Origin of the sequence: Massilia sp. Root335, from assembly GCF_001425685.1 — a bacterium.
In the GTDB taxonomy this organism is placed as follows: Bacteria; Pseudomonadota; Gammaproteobacteria; order Burkholderiales; family Burkholderiaceae_D; genus Telluria; species Telluria luteola.
On sequence record NZ_LMCY01000003.1, the window covers coordinates 46,125 to 60,311 of the forward strand.

The 14,187-nt window shown below is 67.8% G+C and carries 17 protein-coding genes; 4 read left to right on the forward strand and 13 right to left on the reverse strand.

What is annotated here, in order from left to right:
* Positions 1–57: 57 nt before the first annotated feature.
* Entirely contained in the window at positions 58–1,518 is a 1,461-nt protein-coding gene (gene guaB, locus ASC93_RS00705; protein WP_056435479.1) for an IMP dehydrogenase, read from the reverse strand.
* 156 nt (positions 1,519–1,674) lie between these two features.
* Here guaB and ASC93_RS00710 point away from each other — a divergent pair, with 156 nt between their 5' ends.
* Entirely contained in the window at positions 1,675–2,169 is a 495-nt protein-coding gene (locus ASC93_RS00710) for a DUF4124 domain-containing protein (RefSeq protein WP_056435482.1), read from the forward strand.
* 170 nt (positions 2,170–2,339) lie between these two features.
* On the opposite strand, the gene ASC93_RS00715 is transcribed toward ASC93_RS00710, so the two are convergent.
* Complete coding sequence (locus tag ASC93_RS00715; RefSeq protein ID WP_056435485.1) at positions 2,340–2,654, reverse strand: RnfH family protein; 315 nt, start codon at positions 2,652–2,654, stop codon at positions 2,340–2,342.
* Positions 2,647–3,078, reverse strand: a complete 432-nt coding sequence (locus ASC93_RS00720) for a type II toxin-antitoxin system RatA family toxin (RefSeq protein ID WP_056435490.1) — start codon at positions 3,076–3,078, stop codon at positions 2,647–2,649. Before ASC93_RS00720 ends, ASC93_RS00715 begins: the two co-directional genes overlap by 8 nt.
* Before the next feature lie 108 nt (positions 3,079–3,186).
* Here ASC93_RS00720 and smpB point away from each other — a divergent pair, with 108 nt between their 5' ends.
* The gene (smpB, locus tag ASC93_RS00725; protein ID WP_056435493.1) at positions 3,187–3,636 is read left to right on the forward strand and encodes an SsrA-binding protein SmpB; all 450 of its coding nucleotides are present in this window, start codon (positions 3,187–3,189) and stop codon (positions 3,634–3,636) included.
* Positions 3,637–3,683: 47 nt separating this feature from the next.
* Here smpB and ASC93_RS00730 read toward each other — a convergent pair whose 3' ends face one another.
* The 5 genes from ASC93_RS00730 to ASC93_RS00750 all read right to left on the reverse strand — a co-directional run bounded on the left by ASC93_RS00730 (position 3,684) and on the right by ASC93_RS00750 (position 7,774).
* Positions 3,684–4,172, reverse strand: coding sequence for a DUF4440 domain-containing protein (locus ASC93_RS00730; protein WP_056435496.1), 489 nt, complete (start codon positions 4,170–4,172; stop codon positions 3,684–3,686).
* A gap of 83 nt (positions 4,173–4,255) precedes the next feature.
* Positions 4,256–5,452, reverse strand: coding sequence for a multidrug effflux MFS transporter (locus ASC93_RS00735; RefSeq protein ID WP_056435499.1), 1,197 nt, complete (start codon positions 5,450–5,452; stop codon positions 4,256–4,258).
* A gap of 176 nt (positions 5,453–5,628) precedes the next feature.
* Positions 5,629–6,315 carry a signal peptidase I gene (lepB, locus tag ASC93_RS00740; protein ID WP_056435502.1) on the reverse strand — a complete coding sequence of 229 codons (687 nt, stop codon included), beginning with the start codon at positions 6,313–6,315 and terminating at the stop codon, positions 5,629–5,631.
* Positions 6,316–6,419: 104 nt separating this feature from the next.
* Positions 6,420–6,611 carry a hypothetical protein gene (locus ASC93_RS00745; protein ID WP_056435505.1) on the reverse strand — a complete coding sequence of 64 codons (192 nt, stop codon included), beginning with the start codon at positions 6,609–6,611 and terminating at the stop codon, positions 6,420–6,422.
* Entirely contained in the window at positions 6,608–7,774 is a 1,167-nt protein-coding gene (locus ASC93_RS00750; RefSeq protein WP_056435508.1) for a PepSY domain-containing protein, read from the reverse strand. The genes ASC93_RS00745 and ASC93_RS00750 overlap by 4 nt, the downstream gene beginning before the upstream one ends.
* Before the next feature lie 105 nt (positions 7,775–7,879).
* Here ASC93_RS00750 and ASC93_RS00755 point away from each other — a divergent pair, with 105 nt between their 5' ends.
* Complete coding sequence (locus ASC93_RS00755; protein ID WP_056435511.1) at positions 7,880–10,054, forward strand: TonB-dependent siderophore receptor; 2,175 nt, start codon at positions 7,880–7,882, stop codon at positions 10,052–10,054.
* Between the two features lie 6 nt (positions 10,055–10,060).
* Here ASC93_RS00755 and ASC93_RS00760 read toward each other — a convergent pair whose 3' ends face one another.
* The 5 genes from ASC93_RS00760 to ASC93_RS00780 all read right to left on the reverse strand — a co-directional run bounded on the left by ASC93_RS00760 (position 10,061) and on the right by ASC93_RS00780 (position 12,756).
* The gene (locus ASC93_RS00760; RefSeq protein ID WP_157201693.1) at positions 10,061–10,411 is read right to left on the reverse strand and encodes a hypothetical protein; all 351 of its coding nucleotides are present in this window, start codon (positions 10,409–10,411) and stop codon (positions 10,061–10,063) included.
* 99 nt (positions 10,412–10,510) lie between these two features.
* The gene (locus ASC93_RS00765) at positions 10,511–11,434 is read right to left on the reverse strand and encodes an SPFH domain-containing protein (RefSeq protein ID WP_056435518.1); all 924 of its coding nucleotides are present in this window, start codon (positions 11,432–11,434) and stop codon (positions 10,511–10,513) included.
* 32 nt (positions 11,435–11,466) lie between these two features.
* Complete coding sequence (locus ASC93_RS00770; protein WP_056435521.1) at positions 11,467–11,838, reverse strand: hypothetical protein; 372 nt, start codon at positions 11,836–11,838, stop codon at positions 11,467–11,469.
* Positions 11,835–12,257 (reverse strand): NfeD family protein, encoded by a 423-nt coding sequence (locus ASC93_RS00775; protein ID WP_056435524.1) that lies wholly within the window; start codon positions 12,255–12,257, stop codon positions 11,835–11,837. Before ASC93_RS00775 ends, ASC93_RS00770 begins: the two co-directional genes overlap by 4 nt.
* Before the next feature lie 124 nt (positions 12,258–12,381).
* Positions 12,382–12,756: a hypothetical protein gene (locus ASC93_RS00780; RefSeq protein ID WP_056435527.1), complete on the reverse strand. Its 375-nt coding sequence runs from the start codon at positions 12,754–12,756 to the stop codon at positions 12,382–12,384.
* A 263-nt stretch (positions 12,757–13,019) separates the two neighbouring features.
* Here ASC93_RS00780 and ASC93_RS00785 point away from each other — a divergent pair, with 263 nt between their 5' ends.
* Positions 13,020–13,970 carry a tetratricopeptide repeat protein gene (locus tag ASC93_RS00785; protein ID WP_157201694.1) on the forward strand — a complete coding sequence of 317 codons (951 nt, stop codon included), beginning with the start codon at positions 13,020–13,022 and terminating at the stop codon, positions 13,968–13,970.
* Positions 13,971–14,187 lie beyond the last annotated feature (217 nt).

Consider the following 14,187-nt stretch of genomic DNA (forward strand, 5'->3'; position numbering starts at 1 on the left):
GGGTGGGCATTTGAGGCCAGTGGCCTCAAATGAAACGTGCCCACCTTGGCCGATCGATTATTCCGTACGGTAGTTCGGCGCTTCTTTGGTGATCTGCACGTCGTGCACGTGCGATTCGCGCATGCCGGCCGACGTGATCTCGACGAACTCCGCCTTCTCGCGCAGTTCTTCGATCGTCGCGCAACCGCAGTAGCCCATCGACTGGCGCACGCCGCCGACCAGTTGGTAGATGATCGCCAGCACGCTGCCCTTGTAGGCGACGCGGCCTTCGATGCCTTCCGGGACGAACTTGTCGGCCTTGCTCGACGCTTCCTGGAAGTAGCGGTCGGCCGAGCCTTCGGCCATCGCGCCCAGCGAACCCATGCCGCGGTAGTCCTTGTAGCTGCGGCCCTGGTACAGGATCACTTCACCCGGCGCTTCCTCGGTGCCGGCGAACATGGAGCCCATCATGACCGTGTGCGCACCCGCGGCCAGCGCCTTCGAGATGTCGCCCGAGTAGCGGATGCCGCCGTCGGCGATGCAGGGCACGCCCGTGCCGGCCAGTGCTTCCACGACGTTCGAGATCGCAGTGATCTGCGGCACGCCCACGCCGGCCACGATACGCGTCGTGCAGATCGAGCCCGGGCCGATGCCGACTTTCACGGCATCCGCGCCGGCTTCCACCAGCGCGAGTGCGGCGGCGGCCGTCGCGATGTTGCCGCCGATGACGTCGACGTGCGGATACGTGTCCTTGATCCATTTAACGCGGTCGAGGATGCCTTGCGAGTGGCCGTGCGCCGTATCGACCACCAGCACGTCGACACCGGCTTTCACCAGCAGGTCCACGCGTTCCTTGTCCTTGTCGCCCACGCCGACCGCTGCGCCGACGATCAGCTTGCCCTGCGCGTCCTTCGACGCGTTCGGGTGCTCGTGCGACTTCAGGATGTCCTTGACGGTGATGAGGCCGCGCAGTTCGAAATCGTCGTCGACGACCAGCACGCGCTCCAGGCGGTACTTGTTCATCAGGCGCTTCGCTTCTTCCGTGCCGGCGTCTTCCTTGACGTACACGAGCTTGTCGCGCGGGGTCATCTTGGCGCGCGCCTCGGCGTCCAGGTCTTCTTCGAAGCGCAGGTCACGGTTGGTGATGATGCCGACCACCTGCTTGCCCTCCACCACCGGGAACCCGCTGATGCCGTGCTGCTGGGCCAGGGCCAGGACTTCGCGGATCTTCATCGTCGGCGGAATCGTGATCGGGTCGCGCAGCACGCCGGCTTCGAAACGCTTGACGCGCGCCACTTCACGCGCCTGGTCGGCCGGACGAAGGTTCTTGTGGATGATGCCGATACCGCCTTCCTGCGCCATCGCGATCGCGAGGCGGGCTTCGGTCACGGTGTCCATGGCGGCGGACAGCAGCGGAATGTTCAGCGAGATATTCCGGGTCAGCTTGGTGCGCAGGGACGTATTGGCCGGGAGGACGTTGGAGTAGGCCGGGACGAGCAGCACGTCATCGAACGTGAGTGCTTTCTGGAGAAGACGCATAGTTGATTTCCTATAGGCGCAAAAGCGAATTATACAGAAACTCCAGGAAAACGTCGCCGCCTTGCCTAAAAACGACCGGAACCGCGAGGAATCCGGCGATTGACAGCGGCCGCCAGCCGTGGCGAAATCAGGTGTATGACGTAAGGAAACAGACCGATGGATTCGAAACGCTTTTTATTCCTGCTGCTGGCCGCGCTCGCCGTGCAGGCGCCCGCGCATGCCCAGTACTCGTGGATCGACGACCACGGCACGCGCGTGTTCTCCGACCGCCCGCCGCCGCCCGGCACGCCGCCGTCGCGCATCCTCAAGGCGCCGCATCCGCCGGCCTCCGCCACGTCGTATGCCCTGCCCGCGCCGGCAGCGCCGGCCGAGCCCGCGAAACCCACACCGCCCTCGCTGGCCGAGCGCGACGCCGACTTCCGCAAGCGCGCGGCGCAGCGCGACGCGGACGAACACAAGGCGGCCGAGGATGCACGGCGCAAGGCCGACCTGGCCGGGCGATGCGCGTCGGCGCGGCGCGTGGAAGCGAATCTGAATTCGGGCAGGCGCCTGACGGACGTGGACGACCAGGGCGAACGCGTCGTCGTGACGGAAGAGGAAAAGGCGCGCCGGCTGGCGCAGGCCAGGCGCGTGCTGGCCGATTGCCGGTAGGGCGGGCATTCGAGGCCAGTGGCCTCGAATGAAACGTACCCGCGCGTAATGCCAACGCGCCGCACATGTCACTGTGCGCGCCGGTAACGCCAACACACTGCATACGTCACCATGCCCGCGAGTAACGCCAACACGCTGCACACGTCACGCGTGGGCACGGGGTGCCCACCCTACGCGACCGGCGCCGCCTGCCCGGACTGCTTCTTGGCCGCGCGCTTGCGCCGCGAATCCTTCGGATCGGCCACGAGCGGGCGATAGATCTCGACGCGGTCGCCGTCGCGCAGCACGGTGTCCAGCGACTTTTTCTTGGCGTAGATGCCGACCGGCTGCGTCACCAGGTTGATGTCGGGGAAGCTGGCGAGCACGCCGCTCCGCTCGATCGCCTGGCCGACGGTCGTGCCGGGCGCCACGCGCAGCGGACGGATGAATTCCTGCTGCGGCAGCGCATACATCACGGCGACCTGCAATTCCGCCGGCTCAGCCATAAATCACCTCGGCGCGCTTGCAGAACGAATCGACCATCGTGTTGGCGATCATGCCGAACACGGGCCCGACGAGTTGTTCGAGGATAATGCTCGAGAACTCGTACTGCATGTCGAAGTCGATCTTGCAGGCGTCGGCGCGCAGCGCCTTGAAACTCCACGTGGCCTCCAGCATCTTGAACGGACCGTCGACGAGGTGCATCTTCATCTGGCCCGGACGCTGGTTGTGGTTGGACGTCGTGAAGCTCTGCTTAACGCCATGGAAATTGATCTGCAGGCAGGCCACCAGCTTGTCGTCGCCGCGTTCGAGCAATTTCACGCCGCTGCACCAGGGGAGGAATTTCGGATAGTCCTCGACTTTTGCGACCAGATCGAACATCTGTTCGGCGCTATACCCGAGGAAAACTGATTTGTGCACTACTGCCATTGGTCAACCGTTTGTTATGATGTTGGTTACGTTGCATTTTGCGCTCGCGGAATCCTTTCAAGAGCGCGACAACGGTAGTTTAACCGACGCGCGGAAATTAGCGATTTCATGAGTATTATTGACAATAAAAAAGCCTTTTTCGACTACTTCATCGAGGACCGCTACGAGGCCGGCCTCGTGCTGGAAGGGTGGGAAGTGAAGGCGATCCGCGACGGCCGCGTGCAGATCAAGGAAGCGTACGTCGTCGTGCGCAACGGCGAGCTGTACCTGTTCGGCGCCCACATCAGCGCGCTCACGACCGCCTCCGCCTGGAGCCATCCGGAAGCCCTGCGCACCCGCAAGCTGCTGCTGCACAAGGCGGAAATCGACAAGCTGGTCGGCAAGGTCGAACGTTCCGGCTACACCCTCGTCCCCCTCAACCTGCACTTCAAGGGCGGCCGCGTGAAATGCGAAGTCGGCCTCGCCAAGGGCAAGAAGCAGCACGACAAGCGCGATACCGAGCGCGACCGCGACGCCAAGCGCGAGGTCGACAAGGCGATGAAGCAGCATCGCCGTTGAGGCCGGCTTAGCGCGGCTCAGTGCGGCTCAGTGCGGCTCAGTGCGGCTCAGTGCGGCGCATCCTCCGGCATGGCCGACGAATGGTGGCTCGTGATGAGCCACTTGCCGCCGCCCGATGCGGGCTCCCAGCGATACGTGAAGGTGTAGCGGGCGTGCACGACCTGTCCCGTCGCGCCGAACGTGAATGTGTAGAGGCCGGCGTCCACCGCCGTGTTGCAGGCCGTGTCCACGAAGCGGAGGTCGATCTTGCCGGACGGCCGGCTTTGCAGGAAGTGCTCGAAATACGCTTCCTTGTCCGCCGGCGTCAGGCGCGGCCGGTTCGACACGGTGGGCAACAAGATCGACCGCTCGGCATAATTGGCGACGACCTGGTGCGGATCGCCCGTCTGCAGCGAGGCGTTCCAGCGGTCGAACAGGGCCGCGACATCCTGCTCGCTGGCGCGCCGGCAAGCGCCGCCGGGCGCCTGCGTCGCGCAGCCCGCCAACGCGAGACCAAGCCCTGCCGCCAACGCCTTCCACGGTGCGAACGAACGCATTTGCGCCTCCTGTCGCCGGACGAACCGGCACGCGATGATCGTCAGACCACGCGCGCGCTGATCCGTTCCGTGCGCGGCGCCGGTCAGGCCGCGGCCACCCTGCCCCGCGCCATCGCATTGCCCAGCTGGCATGCGACGAAGCTGGCGACGAGGCCGACCGCCACGCCGCACGCGAGCTTGAACGCGCTGCCGAACAGTTGCGGCGCCACGAGGCCGGAGACGAGTGCGAACGACATCATCTGGATGAACGCCAGCATCGACGACGCGAGGCCGCGGTTGTCCGGGAACAGGCCGAGCGCGGCCACCTGGATCGCGGGCATGGCCACCGCGAGGCCGAACGTGTAGACCATCAGCGGCAGCACCGCCCACGGCACGTCGACCGCATCGTCGGCCAGCGCCGTGTAGCCCACGTTCAGCACGCAGGCCGCCGCCATCGTCACGAAGCCGATGGCGCGCATGCGCGCGGGCGCCACGCGCGTCGCACGCTTGCCGCCCCAGGCCGAGCCGATCACCATGCCGCTGATCAGGGGAATGAACATCCACGCGAACGCCGTTTCCGGCAGGTGCAGGATCTCCATCACGAAGTTGGCGGCGGAGCCGATGTACAGCGACAGGCCGCCGAACGCGAGGCCCACGGACAGCGACAGCAGCAGGAATTGCGGATGTCCCAGCACCTTGAGGTAGTTGCGGGCGATGGCCACGCCGTGGAACGCGTGGCGCTTTTCGACCGGCAGGCTTTCCGGCAGCAGGCGCCAGGTCGCCAGCAGCATGACGGCGCCGAACAGCGCGAGGAACACGAACGTCGCGCGCCATCCGAACGTCACGTGCAGCCAGCCGCCCAGCACCGGCGCGATGGCAGGCGCGAGGCCGAACACCATCATGATGTGCGACATGATGCGCTGGGCGTCCGCGCCGGAGAACCGGTCCTGCACGATGGCCTGGCCGATGACGGAGCCGGCGCCGGCCGACATGCCCTGCAGCGCGCGGAACAGCAGCAGAGCGCCGAACGTCGGCGCCAGCGCGGCGCCGGCCGACGCGAGGGTGTAGACCGTCAGCGCGACCATGATCACGGGACGGCGGCCGAAGGAATCGGACAGCGTCCCGTAGAACAGCATCATGAACGCGAACATGAACAGGAACACCGACAGCGTCTGCTGCACGGCGACGGGCCCGACGTCGAACGCCCGCCCGATGGCGGGGATCGACGGCAGGTAGGTATCGATCGCGAGGGCGCCCACCATGCCGAGGCAGGCCAGGATGACGGTCAGGAGTCTTTGCATATGCATGCCTTGATCAAAACATCGGCACTGCACCATGCGAGCGTCCGAGGGACGAAATTGTAGCGGGAAACGCGAACGCCGTCTCGACGCCCCGCCGCGCCGCCGCGCCCGGACGGCGGCGGCGCTGGAACACCGAGGGCACGCAGGCGCAGCCAGTGCCGCCTGCGCGCACGCGATCAGTCGGGGCGGTACAGCGACATGCCGAAGCGCTCGGTGCGCGGCATCCAGTTGCCCTGGTAGTCGGCGGAGACGAGCACGCGCTCGGCGCGGCCCACGAGCAGCTTGCGCGGCACCAGGCCGATCACGCGCGAGTCGGCGCTGTTGTCGCGGTTATCGCCCAGCATCAGGTACTCGCCCTGCGGCACGGTGACGGGGCCGAAGGTGCGCGGCGCCATCACGTCCGGCATGATCTGGATGTGGCGGCGCGGCTGCGCCGTCTTGCCGTCCCACGATTCGGCCAGCTGCAGCGCGCGCATCGCCGTGCCGCCGACCGAATCGAGCGACTGTTCGACGACCCGGTAGTCGGCGCCGCGGCCGTTGATGAACAGGCGCTCGTTGCGCATCTCGACGACGTCGCCCGGCAGCGCCACGACGCGCTTGATCAACAGGGTGCGGTCGCGCGGCGAGCGGAACGTGACGATGTCGCCGCGCCGCGGCTCGCCGAGGTGCGCCAGCACGACGTCCGTGAGCGGGACCTTCAGGTCGAACGCAAGGCGGTTCACGAGCACGACGTCGCCTTCGAGCAGGTTCGGATGCATCGACGCCGACGGGATCGGATTCCAGTCCGCCACCGCCGTGCGGAACATGCCGAACAGGACGAGAAACGCCAGGAAAGCCTTGTTGCTGCGCACCCAGTTCTTCATTCAGGACTCCTCGCCTGTGGTTATTCTGCGGATGTTATACGCGGCTTCGCCGGGTGCATGCTTAACAGAGAATTAAAGCGCGGTATGCATGCGGGCGGCCCCGCTCAGCGCGGCGAACGCGCGGGCCTGAGCGCATGCCACGCGCCCACGGCCAGCGGCAGCGCCAGCGCGGCGACGGCGGCGAGGTCCCACGCGCCGTCCGCCAGCAGACCCACGACGAGGCCGGCGAGCGTCAGCGCGCCGAGCGCGATCGGCATCGCCCAGACGTGGCGCAGCGTGCCGTGACGCGCGCTCATTCGGCCTCGCCTTCGCGCGCGAGCGCGGGCGCGGCGCGCGCGGGCACGCGTGCGGGGCGCGCGGCCGCGCGCCCGCGCCGCAGCCACAGATACAGGCCGCTGCCCAGCACGACGAGCGTCGCCACGTCGAGCAGCGTCCACACGGCCTTCATGCCGGCGCCGCCGTAGTCGCCGAAATGCAGCGGCTGCGACAGCAGCAGCGCCGTCAGGTACCACGGCAGGTCGCGGCGGTCGGTGACGGCGGCCGTCCGCGCGTCGACCAGCACCGGCGCGTAGAGCCGCGACGTCAGGGGCGCGTCGCCATGCATGTAGACGCCGTAGTGATGGGGGCTCGCGAACGGCGTGCCGGGGAACGCGACGAAGCCGACGCGCATGCCGGGCGCCGCGCGCTCCGCATTGCGCACCGCCGCCTCGACCGGCGCGAACGCCGCGGGCGCCGGCTGGCCCGCGTACGGCGTCGTCATCGCGGCGATCTCGGTGGCCTGCCAGACCTGCAGCAACACGTCGGCCAGCGTATTCACGACGCCGGTCGCGCCCACGACGAGGCCCCACACGAGCGTGACGATACCCAGCAGGTTGTGCAGGTCGAGCCATTTCAGGCGTGCCGTGCGGCCGCGGCGGACCGTACCGAAATCCTGCTTGCGCATGAACGGCGCGTACAGCACGACGCCGGACACGATGGCCGTCAGCAGCAGCATGCCCATGGCACCCAGGAACAGCTTGCCCCACACGCCCGCGAACAGGTCGACATGCAGGTGGAAGATGAACTGCATGACGCCGCCGCCCTCGATCGGCGGTTCGCCGACGAATCGCGCGGTGCGCGCGTCGATGGCGACGCTCTTGAAGTCTGGATCGGTCGCGTGCTCGCCCATCGTCAGGAACCACAGCGCCGGTTCGTCCGGCTCCTGCGACATGTACATCATGACCTTGTGCGGATAGCGGGCCCGGCCCGCGGCGATCACGCGGTCGAGGCTGGGCGGCGGCGTCGAGACGAGGGCGGCCGCCAGCGGCGGCGCCTCGATGTCGTTGCCGAGCAGGTGGCCGATCTCGTGGCGCCAGATCAGCGGCAGGCCGGTCAGGCACAGCAGGAGCATGAAGACGGTGCAGACCAGGCTGCTCCACGTATGGAGCCAGGACCAGCGGCGGACATTTGCGGGAGACATGGGAAGCGGTATTGCGGCAGAGTCCAGATAATAATGGTTCTCATTTACGAAAGCAAGAACGCTGGCTATAATGAGAACCATTCTCATTAAACCCTGAAGATTTCCATGCCGCTCGCACGATTCCACCGCACCGCCCTCACACCGATCGCCATCGGCGCCCAGCTCCTCGCCGCATCCGCCTCGGCCCAGACCACCGACGACGGCATGGCCACGGTCGTCGTCACCGCGTCCGCCGACGCATCGGCCCAGGGCCTGCCCTCCGCCTACGCCGGCGGCCAGGTGGCGCGCGGCGGGCGCCTCGGCCTGCTCGGGAACGTGGACATCATGGACGCACCGTTCAACGCCACCAACTACACGCAGGCGCTGATCCAGGACCAGCAGGCGAAGAGCGTGGCGGACGTGGTGCAGAACGACCCGTCCGTGCGCGTGGCGCGCGGCTTCGGCAATTACCAGGAGCTGTACGTGATCCGCGGCTTCGCGGTGAACTCGGACGACCTCGCATATAACGGTTTATACGGTTTATTGCCGCGCCAGTTCGTGGCGAGCGAACTGCTGGAACGCGTGGAAGTGCTGCGCGGCGCGAACAGCTTCATCAACGGCGCGGCGCCGGGCGGCGGCGGCATCGGCGGCATGATCAACCTGCTGCCCAAGCGGGCGCCGAACAAGCCGCTGAACGAGGTCACCGTCGGTCTCGAATCGGGCGGCCAGAAATACGTGGCGGCCGACGTCGCGCGCCGCTTCGGCGCGGGCGACCGCGCGGGCATCCGCGTGAACGCCGTGCGGCGCGACGGCGACACCGCGGTCGACCGCGAGAAGCGCGCACTGTCGGTGTTCTCGGTCGGCCTGGACTACCGCGGCGACAATTATCGCCTCTCGGCCGACGTGGGCTACCAGGACCACCAGCTGCGCAACGGCCGCCCGAGCGTCACGGCCGGCACCGGTCTCGCGCTGCCCGCCGCGCCGGATGCCGCCGGCAATTTCGCGCAGCCGTGGACGCATTCGAACGAGCGCGACACGTTCGGCACGGTACGCGGCGAAGTCGACCTCGCGCCGGGCGTGGTCGCGTGGGCCGCCATGGGCGCGCGCACGGGCCGCGAATCGAACACGATCTCGTCGCCGACGACGACCGACGACAACGGCGGCACCGTCATGACCCGCTTCGACAACGAACGCAAGGACAATGTGCGCACGGGCGAGATCGGCGTGCGCGGCGACCTCGCCACGGGCGGCATAAAACACACGATCAGCGCCACCGCATCGGCGTTCGGGCTCAAGTCGGACAATGCGTATGCGTTCGGCGACTTCGCCGGCTGGACGTCCAACCTGTACCGCCCCGTCGACGTGGCGGCGCCTGCCGCCACCGCGTTCGTCGGCGGCGTCCTGGCGAACCCGCTGCTGACGCAGAAATCCATCCTGTCCAGCTACGCCGTCGCGGACACGCTGTCGTTCCTGGACGATACCGTGCGAGTGACGGCCGGCGTGCGCCACCAGCGCATCAAGTCCTACGGCCACGACTACAACACGGGTGCGCAGAACAGCGCGTACGACGCGAGCGCCAACACACCGGTCGCCGGCATCGTCTACAAGCCGCTGAAGAACGTGTCGGTCTATGCGAACTATATCGAGGCGCTGCAGCAGGGGCCCGTCGCATCGGGCGCGAACATCGACAACCAGGGCGAAGTCTTTGCGCCGTACACATCGCGCCAGAAGGAAGTCGGCGTGAAATACGACAGCGGCAAACTCGGCATGAGTGCCGCCCTGTTCACGACGGCACAGCCGATGGGCTATGTGGAAAACCGCCACTTCGGCGTGTTCGGCGAACAGCGCAACCAGGGCCTGGAACTGTCTGTGTTCGGCATGCCGATGCACGGCCTGCGCGTGCTCGGCGGCCTCACCCTGCTGGACGCCGAACAGCGCCGCACGGCGGGCGCGGTCAACGACGGCAAGGATGCGATCGGGGTGCCGGGCACGCAGCTGAACGTCGGCGCCGACTGGGACGTGCCGCAGGTGGCCGGCCTGTCGCTCAACGCGCGCGCCGTGTACACGTCGCAGCAGTATGCGGATGCGGCCAACACGCAGAAGCTGCCATCGTGGACGCGCCTCGACCTGGGCGCCAGCTATGCGACGCGCGTGCTCGATCGCGACGTCACGCTGCGCGCGCGCGTGGACAATGCGCTGGCGCGCGATTACTGGGCGTCGGCCGGCGGGTATCCGGGCTATGGCTATCTGGTGCTCGGAGCGCCGCGCACCGTGACCGTGTCGGCGACCGTCGATTTCTGAGCGCTGCTAGGCCAGCCCGATGTGGATGGCCATGCCGACCCACACGGCAAACGCCGCCGCCGCGAGGTAGGCGGCGTACGTCATCAACGCAGCCCCGCGCTCGCCGTCGCGCCGGCTGCGCACGAGGTAGTACGGGATCGTCGCCACCGCGAACGCCACCACGGCCACGCTGAGCCAGCGCGACCTCCGGTAGCCGCGCGCGTCGCTGTCGCCGCGGTACCACAAGAAGCACAGGTAGCTGACGACGACGCCCACCAGCGGATGCAGCTGGGCGGCGTCGTCGGCATGGCCGGCGTCCAGCAGGCCCGTACCGGCCATCAAGGCCATGATCCACAACACGACACGCTGGTGACTCATCGCGGCTCCCGTGCGCCGCGGGGAGATCCCCTCAGCGCGGTTTGACGTCGACGAACAGCTTAAGGAACCCGCTGAAATTGCCGTTGATCATCGTCACACTCAGGTCTTCTGCGACTTCACGATCGTGAGCGCCGAGGCGATCAGGCCGCTCATATCGCCCATGTCGGCCGGGACGATGATCGAATTGTTCGTCTTGGCCAGCTTGCCGAAGGCGTCGACGTAGTGCTCGGCCACGCGCAGGTTGACGGCGTCGATGCCGCCCGGCGCGCGGATCGCCTCGCCCACCTGGCGCAGCGCGCTGGCGCTGGCGTCGGCCAGCGCGATGATCGCCGCGGCCTCGCCCTGCGCGCGGTTGATGGCGGCCTGCTTCTCGCCTTCGGAACGGGCGATGGCGGCCTCGCGCTCGCCGCTCGCGATGTTGATGGCTTCCTGGCGCCGCCCTTCCGACGCGGCGATCAGCGCGCGCTTCTCGCGTTCGGCCGTGATCTGGCGCTGCATCGAATGCAGGATCTCGGCCGGCGGCGTGAGGTCCTTGATCTCGTAGCGCAGTACCTTGACGCCCCAGTTGGCGGCCGATTCGTCGATCGCGTTGACGACGGTCGTGTTGATGTGGTCGCGCTCCTCGAAGGTCTTGTCCAGCTCCATGCGGCCGACCACGGAACGCAGCGTCGTCTGCGCCAGCTGCGTGATGGCCTGGATATAGTTGGACGAGCCGTACGACGCGCGCATCGGGTCCGTCACCTGGAAGTACAGGATGCCGTCCACCTGCAGCTGCGTGTTGTCCTTCGTGATGCAGACCTGCGGCGGCACGTCGAGCGGGATCTCCTTCAGGCTGTGCTTGTAGGCGATGCGGTCGATGAACGGCACGACGATGTTCAGGCCCGGCGCCAGCGTGGCGTGGAATTTGCCGAGCCGTTCGACCACCCACGCGTGCTGCTGCGGCACGACGTTGATGGTCTTGAAGACGAACACCAGGGCGACGATGAAGATCACCAGCGCGAGGGTTCCAAACGAGAATTCCATGGTCATCCTTTGGTTGACGGTTGAGCGATGAATCAGATGGGGGACGGGCCGAGCCATTCGTAGGCGATGCCGCCGAGCGCCCCCGCGACGCCGAGCAGCACGCAGAACGCCGCCAGCCGCAGCAGGGCGCGGCCCTTCTGCCCGGCCGGACGGCTGCGCGCGATGTAGTACGGTACGGCGACGATCGCGAGCATGACGATGCCGACGTTGAGCCAGCGCGAGCGCCGGTAGCGGCGCGCCTCGCTGTCGATGCGATACCAGCAGAAGCTCAGGAAGCTGAACAGCAGCGTGGACAGGACGGTCCAGCCGTTGGACTGGATGTGCAGCGCCATGGCGCGCGCATCGACGACGCCGGCCACCAGCGTCACCGCGACCAGCAGGACGAGGACGTGCGCCGTCTTCATGGATTCGCCACCACGAGCCGGCTGCCCTGCACCTCGACGATCCGGAACTCGCCTGCATGGGGCGCGACGCCCTGCCCGAGCTCGACGTCCCACAGCGCGCCGCGGTACATCACGCGCGCGCGGCCGTTGTCCCAGGCCGGGACGGTGACGCGCTGGCCGATGTCCAGGTTGACGTTGCGGTCGCGCCGGGCGTCCGTCTTCGCGGGGTGGCCGAAACGCGAACGATGCAGCAGCCCCGTCGCCAGCACGCCCACGACGGCGGCGCCGATCGCCTGCACGGGCGCCGCCGCGCCGGCCAGCGCGACGACGCCGCCCACCGCGAGGCCGCTGGCGATCATCAACAGGTAAAAGGTCCCGGTGAACAGCTCCAGGATCACGAGCACGCCGGCTGCCACCAGCCAGCCCATCCAGTCAGCCATGGTTTCCTCCATGTCGGAGCGAACAAACGAAAAACCCCCGCCGCCCGCTCCGGGTGACGAGGGTTGCATGGGCGATATCGCCAGTCTACTGCGTCTGCGCGCGGAGTCAACGGGCAGGCGCCGGTCAGATGCCGTCGCGCCGGCCGGACGCCGGCTTCACCACGGACGAAGCGGCCGGCGCGGCGCAGGCGCGGGTGCAGCGCAGGTAAGTCTCGTCGCACGCGCCGGCATGGCCGATCCTGCGCGCTTGCGTCCCGGCATTGTCGATCGCGCGCGACGATTCGGTAGGCACCTGCAGTTGCGCGGCGCGCGCCAGCGGGTTTTTCTCAGGCATCTCGAGCGGCGGCGAACCGTCGTCCGCGGCCAACTCGTGGGCATTCGCCCGGCATTCGCTCTTGTCGGCGTCGCACAGGGATTTGCACAGGCTGGGCTCGGCGGCCTGGCAGGCGCCCGCCCACATCGCGGTTGCCATGATCGACAACAAGGCCAAGCGTTTCATCAACGGTCTCCGTCAAAACAAGTTTGCCAAAGTGTAACGTTTTTGCGCCCCACGTCAACTATTTGTTGCTCTTGGCTCAACGACTTCCATGGCAGAGATATTTGCAGAACGTAACTGTTGTTGTACGGGCATTAAGTATTCCCGTTATCCGGCGCCGCCCCGATATTGACCCAGATCGGATCGCGATCTGGCCACCGGGGAAAATCAATTTCCAAGTGGAAATGAAATCGATAATGCGCTGTATTGCCCACCTGGAGAATGCCATGTTCCGACGCCTTGTTGCCGCTTTCCATCCCCGCAAACCCGCGCTGCCGGCCCCCGCCACGCACGACGCCATCACGGCCTACGACGAACACGGCCGCCAGGTGATGATGCCCCGGGCGGAATGGCGCGACAAGGTGCTGCACCCGCGACTCAGGCAGCACTGGAACAGCCCGGACGCGTTGTACGCCACGATCATGTCTGCCCTGTCGGACGGCTTCGCGCCCGAGTTGATGACGGCGGCGGCCCGCCTCGTCGAGATCGACGGCCTGCCGGAACGCAGCCACGTCGCGCACGGCATCGTCCTGCTGGAAAGCGGACGGCTGGACGACGCCGAAGCCGCGCTGCGGGCCGGCATCCGGGCCGTCGGCGAAACGGCCGCGCTGCTGACCAATCTGGCGAAGGTGACGCATGACCGGGGCATTGCTGCGGCGACGGCCGACCTGCTGGGGCGCGCGGTCCGGCTCGATCCGAACTTCGACCACGCGTTGAACGGCTGGCTCGCCTTCGAGCGCGAGCGCGCGGGCGAGGCCGGCTTCCTGGCGGCCCTGCGGGATGCGTGCGGCTTGCCGGGCAGCTGGCGCGCGCAGCTCCTGCTGGCCCGGCACCACCTGGCGGCGGGCGACCTGCCGGCGGCGCGCGAACAGTACACGGCCGTGCTGGCCGCGGCCGAGGTGGACGGCAGCGCCCTGATGACGATGGCCGCCGACCTGGCCCGGCACGGCCACACGGGCCTGATCGTCACGCTCGTGGGGCCCGTCTACGAACCGGCCAAGCACGGTCCGCAGGCCGGCTTCAACCTGCTGCGCGCCTGCCTGGAGACGGAGCGCGTGGCCGAGGGCGAAGCGCTGCTCGCGCGCCTGCGCCCGCTCGCGCCGGCACCGTTCACGCGCCACCTCGACGAGTTCCAGCGGGCGTTCCGGCAGCTGCACGGGACCGTGGCGCCCGTGTGATGCCGATGCGCCGCACGCGTCCGTGTGATGCCGACGCGTCGCGCGCGTCCGCGCGGACTCGGGGAGCCCGCCCTACGGTCCTGCCCCGGGCGCGCACGGTCGAGCTGACTGACTTCGTTCGCCAGCAGCGAGACCGTCGCCCCTGCGAAGGCAGGGGCCCAAGGCCGATGCGTCCCGCAGCATGCACGGTCCTGCCCCGGGCGCCAGGGTCGATCCG